At 63.5% G+C, this 23,270-nt stretch carries 11 protein-coding genes, 2 tRNA genes, 2 rRNA genes and 1 pseudogene (1 of these 16 running past the window's edge); 10 read left to right on the top strand and 6 right to left on the bottom strand.

The genetic code is table 11. From position 1 onward, the window contains the following. Positions 1-411 precede the first annotated feature (411 nt). From PVT71_RS17590 to PVT71_RS17605, 4 genes and pseudogenes are all read left to right on the top strand, one after another. Positions 412-2,244, top strand: coding sequence for a non-ribosomal peptide synthetase (locus PVT71_RS17590; RefSeq protein ID WP_353475367.1), 1,833 nt, complete (start codon positions 412-414; stop codon positions 2,242-2,244). Continuing rightward, positions 2,241-3,821, top strand: a complete 1,581-nt coding sequence (locus PVT71_RS17595; RefSeq protein ID WP_353475368.1) for a thiamine pyrophosphate-dependent enzyme — start codon at positions 2,241-2,243, stop codon at positions 3,819-3,821. The genes PVT71_RS17590 and PVT71_RS17595 overlap by 4 nt, the downstream gene beginning before the upstream one ends. Next, complete coding sequence (locus tag PVT71_RS17600) at positions 3,818-8,347, top strand: amino acid adenylation domain-containing protein (RefSeq protein ID WP_353475369.1); 4,530 nt, start codon at positions 3,818-3,820, stop codon at positions 8,345-8,347. Before PVT71_RS17595 ends, PVT71_RS17600 begins: the two co-directional genes overlap by 4 nt. Before the next feature lie 83 nt (positions 8,348-8,430). Continuing rightward, positions 8,431-9,532: pseudogene (locus PVT71_RS17605) on the top strand (IS3 family transposase). Positions 9,533-10,289: 757 nt separating this feature from the next. Here PVT71_RS17605 and PVT71_RS17610 read toward each other — a convergent pair. Both PVT71_RS17610 and PVT71_RS17615 read right to left on the bottom strand, forming a co-directional pair. Further along, on the bottom strand, positions 10,290-11,507 hold the full coding sequence (locus PVT71_RS17610; RefSeq protein ID WP_353475370.1) for a hypothetical protein: 1,218 nt from the start codon (positions 11,505-11,507) through the stop codon (positions 10,290-10,292). A gap of 95 nt (positions 11,508-11,602) precedes the next feature. Then, a complete protein-coding gene (locus PVT71_RS17615; RefSeq protein WP_353475371.1) occupies positions 11,603-12,640 on the bottom strand; it encodes a hypothetical protein in 1,038 nt (345 codons plus the stop codon). A gap of 763 nt (positions 12,641-13,403) precedes the next feature. Between PVT71_RS17615 and PVT71_RS17620 the strand changes: the two genes are divergently transcribed. The 6 genes from PVT71_RS17620 (at position 13,404) to PVT71_RS17645 (ending at position 19,395) form a co-directional block, all read left to right on the top strand. Continuing rightward, positions 13,404-13,856, top strand: a complete 453-nt coding sequence (locus tag PVT71_RS17620; RefSeq protein WP_353475372.1) for a curli assembly protein CsgF — start codon at positions 13,404-13,406, stop codon at positions 13,854-13,856. Positions 13,857-13,900: 44 nt separating this feature from the next. Beyond that, a complete protein-coding gene (locus tag PVT71_RS17625; protein WP_353475373.1) occupies positions 13,901-14,956 on the top strand; it encodes a CsgG/HfaB family protein in 1,056 nt (351 codons plus the stop codon). A gap of 135 nt (positions 14,957-15,091) precedes the next feature. After that, positions 15,092-15,562 carry a curlin repeat-containing protein gene (locus PVT71_RS17630; RefSeq protein ID WP_353475375.1) on the top strand — a complete coding sequence of 157 codons (471 nt, stop codon included), beginning with the start codon at positions 15,092-15,094 and terminating at the stop codon, positions 15,560-15,562. 29 nt (positions 15,563-15,591) lie between these two features. Further along, positions 15,592-16,230 carry a hypothetical protein gene (locus PVT71_RS17635; protein WP_353475376.1) on the top strand — a complete coding sequence of 213 codons (639 nt, stop codon included), beginning with the start codon at positions 15,592-15,594 and terminating at the stop codon, positions 16,228-16,230. Positions 16,231-16,346: 116 nt separating this feature from the next. After that, the gene (locus PVT71_RS17640; protein ID WP_353475377.1) at positions 16,347-17,099 is read left to right on the top strand and encodes an AprI/Inh family metalloprotease inhibitor; all 753 of its coding nucleotides are present in this window, start codon (positions 16,347-16,349) and stop codon (positions 17,097-17,099) included. Positions 17,100-17,793: 694 nt separating this feature from the next. Next, a complete protein-coding gene (locus tag PVT71_RS17645) occupies positions 17,794-19,395 on the top strand; it encodes a tannase/feruloyl esterase family alpha/beta hydrolase (protein WP_353475378.1) in 1,602 nt (533 codons plus the stop codon). A 221-nt stretch (positions 19,396-19,616) separates the two neighbouring features. On the opposite strand, the gene PVT71_RS17650 is transcribed toward PVT71_RS17645, so the two are convergent. The 4 genes from PVT71_RS17650 to PVT71_RS17665 form a co-directional block, all read right to left on the bottom strand. Beyond that, positions 19,617-19,693: transfer RNA gene (locus tag PVT71_RS17650), tRNA-Met, on the bottom strand. 47 nt (positions 19,694-19,740) lie between these two features. Further along, positions 19,741-19,855 (bottom strand): 5S ribosomal RNA (gene rrf / locus PVT71_RS17655). Positions 19,856-20,027: 172 nt separating this feature from the next. Continuing rightward, positions 20,028-22,856: ribosomal RNA gene (locus PVT71_RS17660) — 23S ribosomal RNA — on the bottom strand. Between the two features lie 396 nt (positions 22,857-23,252). Next, a tRNA-Ala gene (locus PVT71_RS17665) sits at positions 23,253-23,270 on the bottom strand (it continues 58 nt past the right edge of the window).

Genomic DNA, 23,270 nt, shown 5'->3' on the forward strand with positions numbered 1-23,270 from the left:
CGGCGCTTATCCATTTTTTTCATTCCAAGACATCAATTTATCTGTGCGCCCTATGTATTTTGACATCATACCGGCACAGTGCGCGGCGGGAAAGCGCTTCCATTAGCTTTAGTTGCGCCATTCCTGCCAGACCTCCCCGGTTCGGCTCCGCCGATCACGCTCCAAGCCTGCGTCCCGCCCCTCCTCCGCGCGAGGATGACATAGGCCCTACGCCGGATCCGTCTCCGTTCGCCGCTGCCCATTCCGGCCTATTGCCCAAAAAATAGCGCCAAGCGCGACCATGATGCGCGGGGGGAGTTCACGGGCCGGCACCTTCCGACACGTCGCGCCGACCTATCCCGTCGATCGCTTGACTAGATCAATTTCAGCGCCGAAAGGTGCAAACGGCAATTATGTCGAAAGGAAGCAATTTTGGAGTCGCGTGACGGTCTTGCTGGCGGTATCGCCAAACTCGGAAAATTGTTCGGTACACAGATTGCCCTTTCGGACGGAGAGAGCGGAAATTCCATTTCCTTCGAGGAGCTTGCGGAAACCATTCCCGTCGCGTCGGCCGAGCTGGACCGCCTTGGACTGCCACGAGGCGGCTTGATCGCCTTTCGCTCGGCCTTGCCCTTCCAGACCGCGCAGCTCTTTCTGTCCCTCGCGCCGCATCGACCGCTCGCACCGATCCCGGCCCATGCCAAACTGGCCGAAGTGCGCGATCTCCTCGGCCTGCTGCGGCCTGCCGCGCTTGTTCTCGCGCAGCACGAGGACGGGCTTGTCGAGCTTTGCGGCGACCTTGAAATTCCCTGCCTTCTTGCCCAGGCGAACGGCACCGATCCGGTGTCGCTCGCGCCCTTGACCGATGGCATGCGCCCCGCACCCAATGCGCGCCGCCTCGACGGGCCGGGCGTCGTTCTGACCACGTCGGGGACGACCGGCACCCCGAAACTCGTCGCGCTCGACGAGACGAGGCTGATCCTGTCGGCAGGGAACATCGCGCGGTCGTTGGACCTCAGGCAGTCCGACACCGGCATCGTGATCATGCCCCTGCACCACGTGCACGGCCTCGTCACCGGCCTGCTCGCGCCGCTTCTGGTCGGCGCCCGAAGCCTCATTCAGCCGAGCCCGGATCCGCGTGCATTCCTCGAAACCGCCGCCGCAACCGGAGCGAGCTGGTATACGGCCGTGCCGACCATGCATCGCGCCATTCTCGATCTCGCGCGTCGGCAGCCCGAGTTGGCGGAGCGCTGCACGATCCGGCTGGCGCGCTCGGCCTCCTCCGCCCTGCCAAGCGAAGTCCGGCAGGGGATTGCGAGCGTATTCAACTGTGCCGTCGTCGAGGCCTACGGGATGACCGAGGCGACCCACATGATTTGCACGCAGATGCCCGGCGAGAACACCAAGCATGGCGACGTCGGCCGACCGGAAGCCGTGTCGCTTGAAGTCCGCGACGGTGACAGGCGCGCGGTCGGCGATGCCGAGCCGGGTGAGATCTGGATCAGGGGCGACGCGGTGATCGACGGGTACCTCGACAATCCCGCCGCCAATGCCAGCACCTTCGACAATGGCTGGATGCGCACGGGTGACATCGGGCGGCTGAACCCGGACGGGACGCTCACGATCATCGCGCGCGAAAAGGAAGTGGTGAAACGCGGAGGGGCCCAGGTCGCGCCGACCGAGATCGAGGAGGCCCTGCTGGCACGACCGGGAGTCCGCGATGCCATTGCCTTCGGCGTGGCACATCCCACGCTCGGGCAGGACCTTGCCGCCGCCGTAGTGATCGACCCTGCATCAGGCGGCGACGTCCGGGAGCTGCGCGCGTCCCTCTTCGATGTGCTGTCGGACTACAAGGTGCCGAGCAGGATCCTGACGGTTGCGGAAATCCCCAAGGGCCCGACCGGCAAGCCTCGCCGGCTCGACATGGAGCACCTTCTGGCCGGGCCGCTGAACGCGGCTTCGGAACCGCCGCGCAGCGCAACCGAGGGCATCCTCTCCGCCCTGTTCGCGGCGACGCTCGGACGGGACACGATGGGCCGGAGCGATGATTTCTTCCTCTCGGGCGGAGACTCGCTTTCGGGAACCAGCACGATCGTCGAGTTGAACATGCTGCTCCGGATCAACCTGTCTCCGGAAATCCTCTTCAGGTATCCGACCGTTGCGGAACTGGGTGCCCATGTCGACGCGATGGATGGAGGCCGGGTGAAACACTCGCTGGAAGCGCTCTACGGCGACAGCGATGCGGATACGGCCATCGGCCTATGACGCTCATGCCATCGCGGGGCCAGCTCGCCCGCCCCGCCCCCGAGGTGATCGCCGAGCTGTTCGCCCGCGAAGGCGTGCGCCGCATCTACACGGTGCCCGGCGATATGGCCTACGGGCTGCTGCGTGCCTTCGCCGCTGCCGGGCTGGACGTCTTCTCGGTGCGGTCGCAGGCCACGGCGGTGTTCGCGTCCGCCGGCGACAATTACTCAGAGGGCAGGCTCGCGAGCGCCGTGCTGATCACGCGCGGGCCGGCGCTTGCCAATGCGCTGGCCGCGCTCTCGTCGGTCGTCGCCCATGGCGTGCCCATGGTTTTGCTGTCGCCCTGCGAGAGCCTGACCGATATGCAGAGTGGCGCCTTTCAAGGGTCGATGCACCTGGCGCTAGAGGCTGGCAGCCCGTGCGATGTGCTTCGTTTCGAGGATCCGGACAGCGCCGGAGGCAGGCTTGCGAGCCTGCTCGCCGACACCGCGAAGCCGGATCGACGCTCTGCCGTTGTGCTGCTGGAGCGGCGACTGCTCGGGAGCTTGATGGTGGCGCCGGACATTCAGCCTCCGCGCCTCTCTCGCCGCCCGGACCTGGCGGCGCTGCAAACAGCGGCCGAGATGCTGAACGCCGCGAAAAACCCGATCATCGTCGTTGGCCATCGCGCCCGCTGGTCGGCGTCTTTCGAGACCTTGGCGACTTTTGCTCGCCGCCTGAATGCGCCCCTGTGCCCGACCGGCCTCTCGATCGGCTTCGGCGGCACGCGCCTTCCGAGCCTTGGCCAGGACGAGGTTCACCGCGAACTCTCCGGCGCGGATGCCGTCCTGCTTGTCGGGGCATCGCTGGACTGGACCCTGCGTTCGGGCATCGCGGTACCCAACGAGGCCAAGGTGATCTCGCTCCGGGAGGAGGGCGAGCCGGGGTTCGAAAGCCGGCGCGGGGATATCGTCTTGTCGGGCGAGATCGGGCAGACGCTTGATGCGCTCTGTGGAATGTTCGACACGCGCGCTGGTCTCTCCCCCCGCCCCGAGGGCCGCGGCAGGCTTCCGGCACCGCCCCCGCCTACACTCTTCGCGCGCATCGCCGATAGGCTTGCGGACGACTTCCCGACCGAGACCGCCCTCGTTCTCGATGGTAGCAACGGGCTGATCCACGCCGCCCGCCGGATCATTCCGGACGCGGACTGGGCCCGGATCACGCCGGGGATCTCCGGCCACCTCGGGGCCGGGATCGGCCATGCGCTCGGCGCCGCGGCGAGCGGTCGTTATAGACGGGTCATCCTGCTGACCGGCGACTTCAGCCTCGGCCTTGCGCTTGCGGACCTCGAGAGCCTCGTCCGGTACGACGCGCCGGTGACGGTGCTCGTGAACAACAACCGGGGGCTCGCCTCCGAAAGCAACCAGCTTGCAGGTGCAGACCGGCGGATTGCCGACTATACGCCTGCAACCGACCATGCCCGGATCATGCGCGGTTTCGGCGGCGTGGGACACAGGATCGACAGTCTCGACGGCTGGGCGGCAATCCGTGACCGCGTTGTTCAGGGCCGTGGTCCTTGCCTCGTCGACATCTCCGAGCACGCGGACACGCCAGAATGAACGCCAATCCCTTCAGTCCCGACCGCAGCAAGGACATGCTCGCCCGGCTGCGCCAATCCGCGAGGGCGGAACCGCGTGGCGTGCCGGTCGGACCGGTCGCGCTTTCCCCGGAGCAGCGGACGCTCCTGAGCGCCGACATGCTCCACAGGGGCCAGCCCGTCGCCAACCTCGTCCGGAGCTGGGACCTGCAGGGTCCGCTGGACATCGCGGCGTTGAACCGCGCGCTGGCCTCGCTGGTCGGTCGCCACGATGCGTTGCGCATGTCGATCACCCGAAGCGACGGCGGCCCGATGCCAACCTTCGCCGCCGAAGGTCGCGTGTCGCTTGACTGCGAAGCCGTGCAGGGCGGGACACCGGACGCGCGGCTGGCGGAGATCGACCGCCTGATCGAAGGTGAAAGCCTGTCCCCGTTTGCGCCCGACGCTCCGGTGCTCTGGCGCGCGCGGCTGTTCAAGGTCGGGGGCACACGCCACGTCCTCGCCGTGGTGATGCACCACCTGATTTGCGACGACTGGTCGTGGCGGATACTCGCGCGCGACCTCTTCTCGCTCTACGACGGCGAGATCACCGGAGCCCCTGCGGGCCTGCCCGAAGCCGCCGCCTTTGCCGCGCATCTTGCCCGGCGGGCCGGCGCCTCCTGTGAGGGCGAGGCGCAAGCGCATCCCGAGATCCATTGGCCCACGGCCACCTATTCCCTGCCCGATCACGAGGCGGTGCGCCGTGAGCGGGTCACGCGCCATCTGGATGCGGACGCGGAGGCGCGGCTTCGCGACGTCGCCCGCATCCACGGATGCACGGCCTTCACCATCCTGCTCGCCGCCTACGAGTTCCTGCTTGGAACCTACTGCGATCAGAACACCTTCAGGGTCGCGCTCTCGCCCTCCGACCGCACGGCACCGGGGGAAGAGCACTCCATCGGTCTCTTCGTGCGGAACATCGAGGTGGGCACCAACGTAGGCACCTGCGAGACTTTCGCGGACCTGATGCTCGCGGCAAGGCACGAGCTGCGCAGCGCCCTCGCGCGCGATGCCGATCCGATCCACCTCGGCCGCGCGGCGATCGGCTACTACAACGCACCGGACCTCGGCCTCGGCAGCACGGCGCTGACTGTCGCCCAGAGACCGGACGCGACGGCCGCGCAGTCGGCCAACCTCCACCTGAGCCTGCATCCCGGGCCAGATGGCATGACGATCACCTTTGCCGGCCAGAGGTCCCACTTCAGCGAGACGGTGCTCGCGCAGCTGGCCGACTGCTATCTCCTGATCCTGCGGCAGGTGATCAGGAACCCCGGTGTTCCGCTTTCCGAGATCGACCTCGTCGACCAGCCCGAGGCCCAAAGGCAGGCGCGCCGCGCGCACGCGCCGGAGACGGGCGGCACGGATCTCGACATCCTCGCACAGTTCGCCTTCATCGCGCGCGCACATCCCGAGGCCACGGCGCTTGCGACCCCCGGAAAGGCGTGGACCTACGCCGACCTCGACCGGGAGACCAACGCGCTGGCGCACTGGCTGCTGTCGAAAGGGCTGCGGGCGGGCGAGCGTCTCGGCGTGGTCATGCCGCGCAGCGCCGCGGTGTTCAAGGTCTGGCTGGCGGCGCTGAAGGCGGGCCTGACGGTCGTCCCGGTGGCCAGTGGGCTTCCCGCCCTGCGGATGCGGCACGTGCTTGGAGATGCCGGCTGCTCCGCCCTGATATCGCCAGCGGGTGCCTATATGGCGGAAGCATCCAGCGACCTGCCGCGACTTCAACTGCATCTGCAGATGCCGACCCCGTCAGACCTTGGCGCAATGCCGGACACGCCGCCCGACCTCGCGAGCCGCGCGCCCGACCGCGACGCCTTCGTGATGTTCACCTCCGGCACGACCGGGCTGCCGAAGGGCCTCCCCGTTCCCCACGCCGGGCTCGTCCGCCTTGCGCTCGGAGCATGGTACTTCCCGATCGGACCGGGAGACCGGATGAGCCAGTTCGCATCCTGCGGCTTCGATGGCAGTTTCATCGAGGTCTGGTGCGCCTGGCTCAAGGGCGCCGCGCTCGTGCTCTGCGAGAAGGACATTCTCGCAGAGGGAGGGATTTCCTCCGAGCTGAAACGGCTCGCCCCGACCGCGTCCTTCATGACCACCAGCCTCTTCAACATGCTGGTCGATGCCGACCCGACGGTATTCGCCCCGCTCACCCATCTCGCCATCGGCGGCGAGACCGCCTCGGCGTCGCATTGCCGCCGCGCCCTCGATGCCAATCCGTCGCTGCGGTTGTTCAACGGCTACGGCCCGACGGAAAACTCGGCCCTTTCGACCGGGCACGCGGTTTCGAGTGACGTGCCCTCGAACGTCCCGATCGGACGGCCACTGCCGGGAAACCTCTGTCCCGTCCTGTCGAGCCGGCGCCGGCTCGTGCCCGATGGCTTCGCCGGGGAGCTCTTCGTCGGCGGTCCGGGGCTCTCGCAGGGCTACGAGAACCGGCCAGAGGTCCGCGCGGAACGGTTCATCGCGGTCGATCCCGAACGCCTGGGTCTCGACGCGGACGACAGCATCCCTCTCTACCGCACCGGTGACCGGGTCCGCTGGACCTCAGACGGCGATCTGGAATTCCTTGGACGGCGGGATACGCAGTTCAAGCTGCACGGGCACCGCGTGGAACCGACCGAAATCGAGGCCGCGCTCATGGCGCACCCGGCCATCGGCCGGGCTGCCGTCCTGCCCGAACGCCGCAACGGCGGAACGGCGGTGACCGGCATTGCCGCCTATATCGAGGCCGTTCATGGCGACCTGCCGAGCGACCGCGACTTGAGAAGTTTTCTCGCCGACCGCATTCCCCGGCCGATCCTGCCGACGCGATACGTGCGGGTGCAGGCATTGCCGCTCACGGTCAACGGGAAGGTGGATCTGGCAGCCGTCGCGAGACAGCAACCGGATCCTCAAAGCGCCGCTGACATCAGGTCGGATGACCCGCTCACCGCCATCTGGCAGGATATCCTCGGCCATACCGACATTCCCGATACCGGGGATTTCTACGCGCTTGGCGGAACCTCGCTCCAGCTTGTCCAGATGATCCTCGAGGTCCAGAAGGTCTTTGGCGCGGACGTCGACTTCGGGACATTCTCCGACGAACCGACGCTGCGGCGCTTGCGTGTCCTCATCGCAATGAGCCCGGAGTTGCACGCAAGCGACCGCAAGCACCTCAGGCTGCTGCGCGGCGGGCGCGCGGACCTGTCTCCCATCGTGCTGATGCCTGCGGTGAACGGGCAATTCGCCTGGGCCGTCGAGATCCTGACCGCCCTGTCGGTCGAGAACCCGGTCCTTGGCCTGAGGTTCGATCCGCCGCGCGAGCTTCCCCTGCCGGAGAGCTTCCTCGCAGAGCTCATCGAGAGCCTTCTCGACGACCTCTCTGCTCATGGAGCGGACCGCCCGGTCACGCTGGTCGGCTACTCCTTTGGCGGAACGCTCGCCGGGCACGTGGCGACGCGAGCGGCCGAGCGCGGCATCGCGCTCGAACGGATCGTCATGCTCGACAGCAGCAGCCCCCTGGCACGCCTCGGGGCATCGGCGCCACAGTCCATCCCTCAGGCCCTGGCCGCGCAGGTCTTCCGCCACCCTGCGGGCCCTGTGACGTGCCAATGCGATTTCATCACGGCTACGCGGTCCTTCCCCTATCCGAAGTCCGACAGCGGGGAGGGTTGGTCATATTTCGTGTCCGAGCCGCTTCGCGAGCACCTGATCGACGCCCTTCACCACCATCTGATGACGCCGCACTTCGCTCCGGCGGTGGCGCGGCTGATCGAAGGCATCGTAGCGGGCCAGGCCGAGCCGGATTGCCTGCGCCAGAGCCGGTACGAGCCCGCGACGATCGACAAGGTGAACGCGATCAAGGAAAACGCCCGCAAGGGCAGGTTCTGCGACGCGACGCTCTCCCTGAAGGGCCTCATCCCGGAAGAGGGGGACATCCCTGCCTGGATCGTGGTCGGACTGGTCGACCTCTTCAAGCTGGCGGGTCGCCCTCGCAAACTGCGCGCGCTCCTGGAAATGTCCGAGCGATTTGCGTCGCCCGAGATCTGGTGGAAGCTCGCCAACGCGGGCTTCGCCCCCTCCCTCGATATGCTCCGCAGGGCATATGACGCCTCGGGCCCGGCGCTTGGGTGCGCCCTGCCCCTTGCCATGCGGCTCGCACGCACCGGCAGGGACGAGGAGGCCCGCAAGATCCTCGACGCGCTCCGCCGGGATCCGGGTTTCACCGTCGAAGCGGGTATTGCGGAGGGCGCACTCGCCGCGATTTCCGGCGACGTGGGCGCGGCGCGCGCAGCAATGGAAACGGCCCTCATGTCGCCCCTGGCGACCGGCCAGCACGCGACCTGGTCCGCGACCGTTCTCGCAAGGCAGGGACAGCCAGATGTGGCGGCGGCCTTCCTGGCGAGCCAGGCAAGGCGTTTCCCCGAAGAGATCGCCAAGGCGCGGGCAAAAATCGAACTCATTGCGTCGAGCGCCGTGGAAAGACGCGGTGATGTGATCCCCGAAAACGTCCCCGTTCCAGCTTAGAGTTTTCCGGACGGAATCCTTGGCTGGGAGAGGAGCGGAAACGCATGAAGGCATAGAAGTTCACGGACGCGCAGAAGGCGTTCATCATCAAGCAGGCGGAGGATGGCACGCCTGTCGTGGAGGTCTGCCGCAAGGCGGGGATCAGCACGGCGACCTTCTTCAATTGGAAGAAGAAGTACGCGGGATTGATGCCATCCGAGATGAAGCGGCTGCGGGAGCTCGAGCAGGAGAACGCGCGGTTGAAGAAGATCGTCGCCGATCTCGCGCTGGACAAGGAGATGTTGCAGGACGTCATCAAGCGAAAGCTTTGAGGCCTGCCCGGAAGAGGAGGCTGGTCGACGAGATGCGGGCGGATTGGCAGGTGTCGATCCGCCGCGCCTGCGAGGTGATCCGGTTCGATCCAAGGACCTATCGCTACAAGTCTCGCCGACCTGGGCAGGCCGCTTTGGAACAGCGGATCCGAGAGATCTGCCAGACCCGTGTCCGCTTCGGTTACAGGCGGGTGCATGTGCTGTTGCGCCGCGAGGGCTGGGAGATCAACGCGAAGAAGACCTATCGCCTTTACAAGGAGTTGGGCATGCAATTGCGGAACAAGACGCCGAAGCGGCGGGTAAAGGCCAAGCTCCGCGACGACCGGAAGGAGGCCGTCGGGCCCAACGATATCTGGGCGATGGACTTCGTCCACGATCAGCTCGCGACGGGGCGCAAGCTTCGCGTGCTCACGGTGGTGGACACCTTCTCGCGCTACGTGCCGGTGCTCGATGCACGCTTTACCTATCGCGGCGAGGATGTGGTCGCGACCCTGGAGAGGGTGTGCAAACGCAGCGGCTATCCAGCCACAATCCGGGTTGATCAGGGCAGCGAGTTCATCTCGAAGGACATGGACATATGGGCCTATGCCAAGGGCGTGACGCTGGACTTCTCGCGTCCCGGAAAACCCACGGACACCGCCTCCATCTTGCATTGGGGCAAACAGTCCCCCGGACTGTTTGCTTACCCCTCCTCACCTTCAACGGGCGCTTCCGGGCGGAATGCCGGAACAGCCACTGGTTCATGAGTCTTGAAGATGCCACCGAAAAGCTGGAGGCTTGGCGTAGAGACTACAACGAAGAAAGACCGCAAGGGGCCATCGGCAACAAGGTCCCGGCAGACCTGATCAAATCAGCTCACGACACCAGCCCGTGAGCCTGATGCAAGCGCCGAAACTCTAAGGACGACCGAGGGCGCGTCGGGTAGCACATCACCAACCTGCAGACCCTCGTTAAGAATGAGGCACCCGCAGGAGGCAGGTCAGGTGCGATCACCGCGATGATCGAGCAGGCGCAGCCGGGTGTGCTGCGCGGTGTCGATGCATGTTCGGTGAAAGTGGTTGCAGGAGCTCGCATTGGCCTCAACCGAACGAAATGCGTCGCGAAGTGCACGACGACGAACGTCAACCAAGCGTCAACGCCCCCTCCTCGCGAAGGCGGGCAACTTCTGATATGACACGTGCGTAACCACGAAGCTGATCGCACGTCTAAGATCACGCGACCTCGTTGAGGCAGAAGGCACCGACCGAAGTGGGACCAGTTAGCACGGTTCGGGAGGCATGTTGCCGGGCAAGCAGAGGTGCGTCGCACCAATTTGCGGTGCAAATCTCTCAAATGCCCGCCGCCGTCTTTTCGAATTGGAGTGGATGGATCGTGTGAAGCCAGCGGGCGCCGACGGGAGAATTTGTCTTGGGCCGAGGCTCATGATCAACCCGACGATGATCGCTGCAACGGCGGTGCAGAGAAGTTTATCTCTGAAACAGCGTTCATACTTGGTCGCGACTCGTCCCCACTCCTTGAGCCACCCACACATGAACTCGACGCGATCACGTCATCGAAGCGGGAACGCACCAGCCTCAGCCGGTGCGTTCGAATTCAGTGTGGCCCGGCCCGTCGCGATGGGCCGAACCCGGTTACTGCACGACGGCGAGGACGTTGTTGCTTCCCATCTGCGAGAAGCTGGTCACGTTGCCGTCGCCGACCTGAAGCACGGCCACCTGGTTGGCAGAGGCGTTCGACATGGCGTCGCCCACGGTGCCCGAGATGACGTTGTCGCCGCCGATCTGGGCGAAGGCAAAGAGGTTGTCGTTGCCGAAGACCGCGTAGTCGATCGCGTTTCCGCCGGTCACGAGCGCCGAGTCCTGCAGGATGCTGCCCTGCGTCAGGTTCGACTGCGCGGACACCAGGGTCCCCGCATCGCCGGTCATCGTGCCGACGCCGTTGCCATTGCCGGTGAAGGTCGCGAGCACCGAGTTCAGATCGCCGGTCTGGGCGACCTCGATCGCGTTGCCGTTGCCGGTCTGCGCGATGTCGGCGGCGTTGCCGGTCGAGGCGACCGAGGTGCCCTGCTTGACCAGCGCGCTGTTGCCGTCTTCCTTCTGCAGGATCCAGACGTAGTTGCCGTTCGAGCCCAGCACATCGGCGCTGGCGGTGTTGAGGTCGCCGCGCTGCTCGATGAACATCGACAGCTTGCCGAAGGTCGAGGCCACCAGCGGCGGGTTGCGGGTAACGGCGTTGTTGTCGCCCTCGATCGAGGCGCTGCTCACCGTGTTGCTGCTGCCGTACTGGCGGACGTACATGCCGAGCTCGGAGCCGGTGAACGGACCGGTGTTCTGCGACACGCCGTTGTTGTTGCCGACGATCTTGGCCGAGGCGATGACGTTGTTCGAGCCGGCTTCCTGCACGAGGCGCATGTGGTTGTTGTCGCCCTGCTGGAGAGCGAGGCCGATCGTGCCGTCGTCGTTGCCGTTGTGGCCGATGTTCATGCTGTTGCGGTCGCCTTCCTGCAGCACCTTGGAGACCACGTTGGAATCCGAGTTGTTGAGGTCGGTGGCGCTGAAGCTGTTGTTGTCGCCCAGCTGGTCGAGCATCAGGAAGTCGTTGTTCCCGACGCCGCCATTGCAGCAGTACTCGTTGTTGTAGGAGATGCGGTTGTTGTCGCCCTCCTGGGTGACCGGGTCGGCCGCCGTGCCGATGTCGTTGCCACCGAAACCGCGGCTCTGCTTGACCAGCGCGCTGTTCCCGTTCCCGAGCTGCTCGAGATAGAAGCTGTTGTTGTCAGCCGCGAAGAGCGCCGGGGCCGAAAGGGCAAGCGCGGTGGACGTGGCGAGAACGGTCTTGAAGATACCCATTTACCTTACTCCTGCTGGATGGAGGCGCGCAGCCCCCGGACTTGAACTGTTGCGGCGGCCCGCCTGTGCGCTGCGGAGCCGCCGTGGATGGCCGATTACTGGACGATGCCCGCGATGTTGCCGGTGCCGAGCTGCGCATAGACCGCGATGTTGAGGTCACCGGTCTGGCTCACGGCGATCTCGTTCAGGTCGCCGGTCTGCGTGCCGGCGGCGGTGTTGCCGTTGCCGATCTGGGCGAAACCGAACTGGTTCTCGTTGCCGAACACGGTGAGCGAGACACTGTTCGCCGCGCCGTCCTGGGTGAGCGATGCCGACAGGACCGACGCGCCTTCCGCGGCGCCGCCGGCCGAGAAGCCGAGCTGGCCGTTGCTGCCGCCCGAGAAATAGAGGTCCGCCACGTTGTCCGAGCCGGACTGGATGCTCGAGGCCAGCAGGTTGCCATGGCCGCCGCCCTGGAAGACGTCGAGCGCATTGCCGGTGCCGGACTGCTTGGCCACCAGGACCGCGTGGTTCGCGGCCTGCTGCACGATGCTCACCGAGTTGGACTCGCCGGACTGGAAAACGCCGCGGTCCTGCCCGAAGAGCACCTCGTTCGAGAAGCCGTTGGAGTCGCCGACGCGGCTCAGCTGGTACTGGCTGCCGGTCTGGGTGATCGAGACCTCGTTGGCCGTGCCCGCGGCGCCCGAACCGGTATAGGTCTGATTCACGCGGCTGACCGCCATGTTGCCCGTCTGGGTGATGGTCACCACGTTGAGCGGATCGGCGGAGGGGCTGAGCGCCGCGGTGGCGTCCTGCTGCACCTCGAAGACGCGCGAGCCGAATGTCTGGGTGATGGCGAGCGTGTTGTTGTCGCCCAGCTGGTCGATGCCCTTGCTGGCGTGGATGTAGTTCCCGCCCGCGCCGGCAGTGCCGCCGTTGTTCTGCAGGATCGCGATGTCGTTGCCATTGCCGTTCTGCACGATGGCCCCCGGAAGACCGTTGTCACCGGCCCGTGCGCCGCTGCCGAGCTGCGACACCGAAGCGCTGTTGCCGTTGCCTGTCTGCTCCAGGTAGGCCGCGTTGCTGTCGGCATGGGCCCCACCTGCCAGGATCGCGATGGCCGAGACCACCAGGCTCTTTTTCAAAACACTCACCTATAACTTCCTTCTCTCGGTGCGGCTCTTTTTAGAGTCGCGGTCATTTCCGGAAATCTGTCCTCCGGGCACTCACGGAATTCCGTCTGTGAAAGTCGAGAATTTCGGCGCGGGACCAGAAGGCGAAAGACCACCTGCCGCGGCCCGTGGAACGGCCCGCGCCTCGAAAAGTGCCCGGGGGCACCTCCGAAACAATCACTCATGGCAGCAGGAAGTTGGCCAGCGTGGCCTTCTCCAACCGGCAAGCACGGTTGTCAGATGTCTTTCGGCTCACGCCCCTTACGTCTTATCCCAGTCTTCCCCCAAGACATCCTTCTGTACGGTCCAGACATTGAGGCGAAAAGGTGACGACATCAAGACGTTGATAACCACATTTAGTATCCCAAACGGGAGAAATCGCTTCCTTATGTATTTAACCAACTGTAAAACATGAGAATTTTTTTCGTTTCCAAATTCGATCCAGATTGATCACGCAATCAAGATACGCAAATATTAACCAGTTGTTAACTAATTGGCCGCGGGAGATTTTTGACCAAAACCCAAGAAAACATGGCGGAAAATCGGATTCCAGAGCAAATCGACTTGATTCGAAATAAGCAAAGTTACTTTAGGTAATCTTGAGAGAGGGTGCGAATTGGCAACATTTTCGCCTTCGTCGCATTTCCGGGATGGAAATGGCCGAAAACATTTCGGATACCTGCCGCGCATTCTCGAAAGCGACAGTGCCCATACGGAACCACGACCACGAATTGACAGGCGAAGCATGAAATCCGCGATCATCCGGGCGAGCTTGATCCTACTCGTCGCCTCTCCCGCTTGCGCGGGCGACCTCGTTTACAAGCCGATCAATCCGTCTTTCGGCGGAAACCCCCTCAACTCGTCGCATCTTCTGGGCACCGCGAACGCGCAGCGCGACGCCACGGCGCGCGACGCGAAGGACTCGTCGTCCTCTTCCAGCAGCTCCAAGAGCTCCGGCACATCCGACGCCGAGCTCTTCGTCAGCCAGCTTGAAGGGCGCCTGCTCTCGGCGCTGGCGGGCCAGGTGACCTCGGCCATCTTCGGCGACAATCCGCAGGAGAACGGCACGGTGACCTTCGGGACAACGACCGTGACCTTCGAGCGCAGCATCGACTCGATCCGCCTGGTCATCACCGACTCGCTCGACGGCACCGTCACCGAGATCATCGTGCCTCAGCTCGTCACCGACGCCAGCTGACCGCGCATCCCCAAGAACGACGACAGGCGACGACAGGACAAGACATGACCATGCCCGCCCTTCCCCGACTGGCCCGGAGGCTCGCGATCATCGCGGGGCTTCTCGCGACCGCCGGTTGCTCGGACATGCAAAGCAGCTATTTCGAGACCGTTGACCCGACCCTTGTGAAGGTCACCCACCAGAACCACGCGCTGCGCGCGCTGCCGGCCCCGACCGAGCGCATCAATCTCGCGGTCTACGACTTCCCGGACCTGACCGGGCAGTACAAGGAGCGCGACGTGGTGCAGTCGCTGTCTCGCGCCGTCACGCAGGGCGGCTCGGCCATGCTGATCAAGGCGCTTCAGGACGCGGGTGAGCGGCACTGGTTTGCCGTGCTCGACCGCTCGGGCCTGCAGGACCTCGTGCGCGAGCGTCAGATCATCACCGAGATGCGCCGCCAGTACCGAGGCGAGACCGACATCGACCCCTCGGCGCTCAAGCCGCTGCTGCACGCCGGCATCCTCCTGCAGGGCGGGATCGTCGGCTACGACAGCAACGTGCAGACCGGTGGCGCCGGCGCCCGCTACCTCGGCATCGGCGCCGATGGCGAGTGGCAGATGGACACGGTGACCGTGAGTTTGCGCGCGGTCTCGACCGACACCGGTGAAGTTCTCGCCTCTGTGATGACCCAGAAGAGCATCGCCTCCTCGGCGATCCGCGGCAGCGTGTTCCGCTATGTGATGCTCGACGAGTTGCTCGAGATGGAAGCCGGAATGACCGCGAACGAGCCCAAGCAGGTGGCCGTGCAGCAGGCGATCGAGAAGGCCGTCTACGCGCTGGTCATCGAAGGCGCCGAGTTGGGACTTTGGGACTTCCGCGACCGGACCGCGGGCGCGCAGTTGATCGCCCGCTACCGGGCCGAGAAATACGGCGACTCCATGCCGGCCACCGCCCGCTTCGTCCTGCCGCCGCAGACCCGCAACGCGGCCCATATCGCGCAGACCCGGCCGCAGACCCGGCAGGTGGCGCAGGCCCCGATCGTGCGCGAGCTGACGCCCGCGCCGCAGGAGCAGAGCGTCGCGCCGCCGCCGCCCGCGCAGTCGGGCGGGGTGCTGGGCTGAGGGCGCCCGGGCGCAGGGCCGCGGCACAGCCACGGCCCTGCACGCAACTTCCTTGACCTGACCACATTTCCGCCATCGTGCGGAATTAGCCCGAAAGGCGAAAATACGGCAGGGAAATAAGCGAGAGAAACCGCCATGAAGATTGCAAACATCCTTTCTGCAGCGCTGGTGACCTTGCTCATTTCACCAAATGCCTTCGCGGGCTCCGACAACGGCGCATCATTTCTGAAGAAAAGTGCGGCAGTTTCGAATGCCGCGCACGCCGGGACGGGGCGGAAAGCGGAGGATTTCGGGATTAGCGCTGGACTCGACTTCGTAAATGGCTGGAGCTTTGGGCTTGACCTGGACTTCCGCGCACTGCCCGGGTCCGGATCGTTGAACCTGTCGCAGAGGATCGACTCCGATCTCAATTCAACGCTCTACGCCTCGATCGGATACGACAACATTATCAATGCCGTGCAGGAAGGTCAGCAGAACGCGATCCTCGGTGTCGCAGTGGGAAGTGGCAACACCGCAACCATCACCCAGCAGGGTGTCGGAAACACCGTGCAATTTAGTCAGACCGGCACCGGAAATAACGTGGTCGTTTCCCAGATCGCGTGGTAGCGTTTCCCCGCCTTAAAGGAGAGTATGTAGTGAGTTCATTCCTGAAATCTGGCGCGCCGATCTTGATCGCGGGCGCCTTCCTCGCCAATACCGTTCAGGCGGGAAGCGATAATACGCTGTTCATTCTTCAGGATTCTTCCTTTGGCGGCCTGGGCAACACGCTTTTCGTAGATCAGGGCGATGCCTCCGGGTCTACCATTTCCGGCGCACTCGGCGAAACGCTTCCCGCGCAGCAGACGGGATTCGGCAACATTGCCGAGGTGCTGCTTACCGGCGAGGCCGCAGCGGTTGTCCTGTTGCAGAACAATACCGGCGCCGGCGCTGATGCGGAGTTGAACAGCGCCACGCTCACCGGGGGAACGCTCGCGACGCTCATCCTGCAGCAGGATGGCGTCGGCAACGAGGGAGCGGTGACCGTCCTCGGCCTCGACGCGACCGGCGCGCTCTTCCAGTCCGGCAACGACAATACCGGCAGCGTCGAGGTCACCGGCGACCAGGCCTTCGGCAAGCTCGAGCAGATCGGCAACGGCAACACCTCGGGACTGCAGGTGCAGGGGGCCGGCGCCAGCGTGACCTACACGCAGATCGGTGACAACCTGACCTCCGCGACGCTGCCAACCGTCTACTCCAACGGCGGCGCCGTCTCCATCACCCAGGCCAGCTACTGACCGCCGGGCCCGCATCCGGCGCGCCCAAAGCGGCGCCCCGGACGGCCCGACACCCGCGCGAAGGCCAGACGGGCATGACCCGTCTCCTGCCGCAGGACCGACCCTTCGAGGATTGAATGACCAAGACCCCGCTTCTCGCCGTTCTGGCGCTCGCCGCCCTGTCCGCAACGCCTGCTGCCAGCCAGTCCGCCGAGCAGTTTGTCGACGCCTTCTCCGGCGCATGGTACAGCTTCGACGCCGCGCGCGCGTCGGGCACCGAACCCTGCCGCATCGAGCTGGAGGCCGGCGCCGACGACCTGCAGCGCGGTCATGCCGCGGCGAGCGCGGGCTGTGCCGCGCCGCTCTCCGAGCTCGCGCGTTGGGACATCGAGAACGGCCAGCTTCACCTGATGAACGAAACCGGCGGGTCGATCGCGTTGCTCGGCGGCAACCAGGTCCGCGTGACCGGCGATGTCGTCGGCGAGGCGGGGACGCTGATCCTCGACCGTTCCGAAGGGGCCCCCGAGGCCGCCGCCCTGTCCGCCGCGCTGCGCAAGCACCGCTGCATCTACCGGGGCTACTCGCAGGACTGTGCCCCGAAAGAGGAGTTGCATCAGCCCGAGATGATCGAGGAGGGCGGGACCTATGCGAATGTCGAGGTCCTGGTCCAGCTCAACGTGCGCGGCCAGCCGCGTGGCGACGCGGGCGCGCTCGGAGTTCTCGAGCCGGGCAGCTGCCTCAAGGTGAACTACTGCGCCACCGCCTCGGACGGCATCTGGTGCCGCGCCCAGTTTGGCGAGCAATCGGGATGGGTGAAGAAGACCTCGCTGCGCCAGTCGGAATGGCCTGTGCTCACTTTCGCCAACAGTTGCCCGCACGACGAGGGCTGAACACCGGCCGAGACGCAACTGCTGTCAGGGTGAGGAATGGTCACATTCGCATCTCGGCCCTGGTGTGGCGAATGGGCCCGAGACCGGCGCCAATCGGATTTTCGGCATCATGAATGGATCTCATTGATAGATCTGCTCACAGCGACCGTCTGAAATCTGCGCTGAGCTGACCCCGCGGGTTTTCTGCACCGCGGACGTTCGGCTGCTCGCTGAGATGGTCCCCGAAAATCGGCAGCAGGCCAAGACGCTCGGCATGGCCGGAGGCAGCCCGAACTCGTCCTTCGCCACGATGAGCCTTGTCCCGTGAAGTGGACCTTTACCGCGCGCGCATGAGACCATCAGGGAGCGGGCAAAGTAGCCGTCCGCTTCTCCTCAAGATTGAACCTCTCCCCGGCGTTGATTGCGGTCAACGACACGGGCGCGGATGCGCGGCAGGGTTCCATGAGAAGGCTGGAGGAGCAGGCCAAAGCGACCGGGCTTTCATGCACATGGAGCGTACGTCGCGCTCCTGTCGGGAAGCTTTGGCATTAATGCGACAGTCGCCCGATTTCAGCCACGACACCAAGGGCTTCGGCTGCCGAGCGAACCGTGCCGCAATGCCGGTCGCGGCGCTCGTCCGGACCGGACAAATGCAGGACCAGGACAGGTTGGCAGGAGACTGTTCAACGGCCTGTCTCGCGCAACCGGGAGGACCATGAAGATGGCATTGCATGGACAGGATAAGGTGCCGACCGGACCTCTTGGCCCGCGGCGCAGCGGTTGGCTCCTGGCGGCGATCTCGGTCGCCGGCGTCGCAGCCTGGGGCCAGGGCGCCTCGGCACAGGCCGCCTGCACGGTGGACCTGCCAGTCTTGCCCGATGTCACCATCTCGCAGGTCTCGGCCGAAACCGCGCCGGTGCCGCACTGCAAGGTCGACGGCGTGATCGGCGGCAAGATCCATTTCGAGCTCCTGCTGCCGGATGACTGGAACGGCAAGTTCGTCATGGGCGGCGGAGGCGGCTTCGTCGGATCGGTGCTGAACTCCGCGTTGCTGTTCGGTGCCCTCCAGTCCGGATATGCCTCCGTGGGCACCGACACCGGCCACCAGGGACATCCCCTGGATGCGTCCTGGGCGCTCGACGATCTCGAGGCGCTGGTCAATTTCGGGCACCTCGCGGTGCACCGGACGGCGGTCACCGCCAAGGCCCTGATCAACGCCTATTACCAGCGGCAGATTTCGCGCAGCTATTTCACCGGCTGCTCCCGCGGCGGCGGCCAGGCGATCATGTCGGCGTCGCGATATCCGGAGGATTTCGACTCGATCGTGGCCGGGGCACCGGCCATCGACTGGACCGGGATGGGAGCGCTGGCGACGCAGGTCAACCGGGCGATGTACCCTGACCCGGACAACCTGTCCCGGGCCGTGGTGGGACCCGAGGCCGAGGCGCTGCTCGAGCGATCCTACATGGCGGCCTGCGACGGGCTCGACGGGCTCGAGGACGGTATTCTGAGCGATCCACGCCAGTGCCACTTCGACGTTGCCAGCCTGCAATGCGACGCCGGTGCAACCAACGAGTGCCTGAGCCCCGAGGAAGTCGCCGCGATCAGGGCGGTCTACGACGCCCCCAGGGATTCCGCTGGCATCCAGCTGAATTACGGCTATTCCTTCGGTGGCGAGACCTCTCCGAGGGGCTCGAGCCGCTGGCTGACGGGCGGGCTGGACGATTTCACCGAGGAATTCCAGGAGGGCATCGGGTCCGGCGGTTTCAAGCCTCCGATATCTCCAAGCGCCATGTTCAGCTTCGGCAACGGCATCATGCGCGACTTCGTCTATCACGATGAAGACTGGAGTTACCTGGACTACGATCCGGACTCCTACGCCAAGGACTCCAAGGTGGCCGCCGCAACCCTGAATGCGAAGACCCCGGACCTGTCCGCGTTCCGCGCGCGGGGCGGCAAGTTGCTGATCTATTCGGGATGGTCGGACAGCGCGATACCGCCGCTCGGAACGATCGGCTATTACGAGGATGTCCTCGCGCATGATCCGAGTGCTGCCGCCGATGTCCGCCTTTTCATGTTGCCTGGCGTCGAGCATTGCTCTGGCGGCCCCGGCCCGTCCTATGTGAACTTCCTGACCGAGATCGACACGTGGACCGAGACCGGACAGGCTCCCGACGCGGTCATAGCCCTTTGGCTCGACGCGCAGCACCAGCCTGACGGCGGCCGGCCGGTCTGCGCCTATCCGCAGGTCGTGCGATACGACGGCAGCGGCGATCCCCGTGACCCGGCCAGCTTCTCCTGCGGCTCGGCGAACTGAGCGTTCGGGCACGTGACGCATTGTGCGCGGCGGGCGGACAGTTCCGGGGGCTGGAGCACTTGCCCGAAATTTGGAGTGATTGCCTCGTCCGGGTTGCTGTCACGCGCGTGGACCTGCAGGGCGCGCTGATCGACATCCTGGAACTGTCGGTGGTGGATGAGCGTGGTTTGGGAAAGCAAAAAGCCTCCTGCGAGAGGAGGCTGATCAACTTGTAGAGTTTATGGTTGCGGGAGCAGGATTTGAACCTGCGACCTTCAGGTTATGAGCCTGACGAGCTACCGGGCTGCTCCATCCCGCGACAGGGGAGATCGTTTTGAGAGATACGGTTTTTGTGGGCCTTGCTAGGTTTGGCGGTGACCTACTCTCCCACGTCTTGAGACGCAGTACCATTGGCGCGGCAGCACTTAACGGCCGGGTTCGGAATGGAGCCGGGTGTTTTGCTTGCGCTATGACCACCAAACCGAGAAAGACCCACTTGCTGCAGGCAGCAAGTGGGTCTGGTCGGCGGAAGCGACCTGCGAAGCAGGTTGCGGGCCGACACGTCTCACGTGCTGGATGCAGCATTTCCAAGTCAAGTATGTGTAGGGGTTGTATGCTTTTGTCTGATCGGAACAGCCTTGCTGTTCCTGGATCGGATCAAGCCTATCGGGCCATTAGTACCGGTCAGCTGAATGCATTGCTGCACTTACACCTCCGGCCTATCGACGTGGTGGTCTTCCACGGCCCTCAGGGATACCTTGTTTTGAGGGGGGCTTCCCGCTTAGATGCCTTCAGCGGTTATCCTGTCCGATCATAGCTACCCAGCACTGCCGTTGGCACGACAACTGGTCCACCAGTGGATCGTTCACCCCGGTCCTCTCGTACTAGGGGCAACTCCTCTCAAGTATCCTACACCCACGGCAGATAGGGACCGAACTGTCTCACGACGTTCTAAACCCAGCTCACGTACCTCTTTAAATGGCGAACAGCCATACCCTTGGGACCTGCTCCAGCCCCAGGATGAGATGAGCCGACATCGAGGTGCCAAACACTGCCGTCGATATGGACTCTTGGGCAGTATCAGCCTGTTATCCCCGGCGTACCTTTTATCCGTTGAGCGATGGCCCTCCCACTTGGGACCACCGGATCACTATGGCCGTCTTTCGACTCTGCTCGACTTGTCAGTCTTGCAGTCAGGCTGGCTTCTGCCATTGCACTCAACGAGCGATTTCCGACCGCTCTGAGCCAACCTTCGCGCGCCTCCGTTACGCTTTAGGAGGCGACCGCCCCAGTCAAACTACCCGCCACACAGGGTCCCGGAACCGGATAACGGTCCGCGGTTAGACATCAAGCAATGCAAGGGTGGTATCTCAAGGGAGGCTCCACAGAAACTGGCGTTCCTGCTTCGAAGCCTACCACCTATCCTGCACATGCATGGCCTGATGCCAGTGTGAAGCTGTAGTAAAGGTGCACGGGGTCTTTCCGTCTAACCGCGGGAAGCCTGCATCTTGACAGGCAATTCAATTTCGCTGAGTCGATGTTGGAGACAGCGGGGAAGTCGTTACGCCATTCGTGCAGGTCGGAACTTACCCGACAAGGAATTTCGCTACCTTAGGACCGTTATAGTTACGGCCGCCGTTTACCTGGGCTTCAATTCAGAGCTCTCACCCCTCCTTTTAACCTTCAGGCACCGGGCAGGCGTCAGACCCTATACGTCGTCTTGCGACTTCGCAGAGCCCTGTGTTTTTAGTAAACAGTCGCCACCCCTGGTTTGTGCCCCCAGCCAAAACTTGCGTTGAAACTGGGCCTCCTTCTCGCGAACTTACGGAGGTATTTTGCCGAGTTCCTTCAACATCGTTCTCTCAAGCGCCTTGGTATTCTCTACCAGTCCACCTGTGTCGGTTTAGGGTACGGTCTAAAAGTGGGGCTATTTCCAGGAACCGCTCAGCAGCCCTTCCAATCCGATAAGGAAGAACTACCCCTGCGATCCGTCACCACCACATGGCCCAGGAATATTGACCTGGTTCCCATCGACTACGCCTTTCGGCCTCGCCTTAGGGGCCGGCTTACCCTGCTCAGATTAGCTTTAAGCAGGAACCCTTGGACTTTCGGCGAGAGTGTCTCTCACACTCTTTGTCGCTACTCATGTCATCATTCTCGCTAGTGATCTCTCCACCGGATGCCTTACAGCCCGGCTTCACAGAAAGCACCTTGTCCTCCATTGCATCCCGAAGGATGCAGAAGAGGATAGGTGCTATGTCACACTACGCTCCGCTACCATGCGCTATGCGCATCCTCGGCTTCGGCTCATGGCTTGAGCCCCGTTACATCTTCGCCGCAGGACAACTTGATTAGACCAGTGAGCTGTTACGCTATCTTTAAAGGATGGCTGCTTCTAAGCCAACCTCCTGGTTGTTTTGGTCGTCCCACCTGCTTTCCCACTTAGCCATGAATTGGGGGCCTTAGCCGGAGGTCAGGGTTGTTTCCCTCTCCACTACGGGCGTTAGCACCCGCAGTGTGTCTGCCATCTAGTACTCCCGGGTATTCGGAGTTTGGTTAGGATCAGTAAGCCTGTGGGGCCCCATTACCCATCCAGTGCTCTACCCCCCGGGGTATTCGGATGACGCTCTACCTAAATAGATTTCGCGGAGAACCAGCTATCTCCGAGTTTGATTGGCCTTTCACCCCTAGGCACAACTCATCCCGACCTTTTTCAACAGGTGTGGGTTCGGACCTCCAGTTGGTGTTACCCAACCTTCATCCTGGTCATGCCTAGATCACTCGGTTTCGGGTCTGATCCATCTAACTCGACGCCCTATTAAGACTCGCTTTCGCTGCGCCTACACCTAACGGCTTAAGCTTGCTAGATAGACCAAGTCGATGACCCATTATACAAAAGGTACGCCGTCAGGACTCGAGGTCCCTCCGACTGATTGTAGGCGTTCGGTTTCAGGTACTGTTTCACTCCCCTCGTCGGGGTGCTTTTCACCTTTCCCTCACGGTACTGGTTCGCTATCGGTCAGTAAGGAGTACTTAGCCTTCGGAGGTGGTCCTCCGATCTTCGAACAGGATTTCACGTGTCCCGCCCTACTTGATACGTTCCATCGAGCTTCATATACGGGACTGTCACCCGCTATGGTTGGCCTTTCCAGACCATTCTATTCACTCTCAGGACTCGGCTGGTCCCGTTTCGCTCGCCGCTACTCAGGGAATCTCGGTTGATTTCTTTTCCTCCGGGTACTTAGATGTTTCAGTTCCCCGGGTTTGCTCTTAAAACCCTATGTATTCAGGTTAAAAGTACCTGTTTAAGCCCGTTATAAAGTGCCGAAGCAATTATAACGAACTTTCAGGTGGGTTGCCCCATTCGGAAATTCCTGGATCAAAGCTTATTCTCAGCTCCCCAGGACTTATCGCAGAGTATCACGTCCTTCATCGCCTCTTACTGCCAAGGCATCCACCAAACGCCCTTCTCGCGCTTGATCCGATCCAGAAAGAGCAAGGCTGACGCCTAGCGAAACACCACGCTGGTTCGTGTGGTGCCGATCTTTCCGGATCAGAAGCATACTTTCCCGCCCTCGCCGTGCGGCGAGGACAATCTCATTCACCCTATGCAAAGTGAATGAGGGGTTAGTGTACTTGACTTGGACAACTCTGTTCTTTTTCTGATCGGGATATTCCGCGCTTGGTCGAGGAAACAACCGCTGCGCAAAACCTTCCCCTCGCGGGGAACCAACCAGAGATCACCGCACACTCGCGGCAACCAAACAGTGTTGATTTTGTATCTCTCTAAACGATGTCAATCATCCGACGGATCGGATGGATAAACACTCACCAGTGCTTATCGATCTTATCCGTCATCTTGCGATCTGCGGGGGCAGTGGTGGAGACTAGGGGGA

It is taken from the genome of Salipiger sp. H15 (genome assembly GCF_040409955.1).
Taxonomy (GTDB): domain Bacteria; phylum Pseudomonadota; class Alphaproteobacteria; order Rhodobacterales; family Rhodobacteraceae; genus Salipiger.

Coding starts and splice junctions, on each gene's coding strand:
- PVT71_RS17595 (WP_353475368.1), top strand. CDS start 2,241: ATGACGCTCATGCCATCGCGGGGCCAGCTCGCCCGCCCCGCCCCCGAG.
- PVT71_RS17600 (WP_353475369.1), top strand. CDS start 3,818: ATGAACGCCAATCCCTTCAGTCCCGACCGCAGCAAGGACATGCTCGCC.
- PVT71_RS17610 (WP_353475370.1), bottom strand. CDS start 11,507: ATGGGTATCTTCAAGACCGTTCTCGCCACGTCCACCGCGCTTGCCCTT.
- PVT71_RS17620 (WP_353475372.1), top strand. CDS start 13,404: ATGAAATCCGCGATCATCCGGGCGAGCTTGATCCTACTCGTCGCCTCT.
- PVT71_RS17625 (WP_353475373.1), top strand. CDS start 13,901: ATGACCATGCCCGCCCTTCCCCGACTGGCCCGGAGGCTCGCGATCATC.
- PVT71_RS17630 (WP_353475375.1), top strand. CDS start 15,092: ATGAAGATTGCAAACATCCTTTCTGCAGCGCTGGTGACCTTGCTCATT.
- PVT71_RS17640 (WP_353475377.1), top strand. CDS start 16,347: ATGACCAAGACCCCGCTTCTCGCCGTTCTGGCGCTCGCCGCCCTGTCC.
- PVT71_RS17645 (WP_353475378.1), top strand. CDS start 17,794: ATGAAGATGGCATTGCATGGACAGGATAAGGTGCCGACCGGACCTCTT.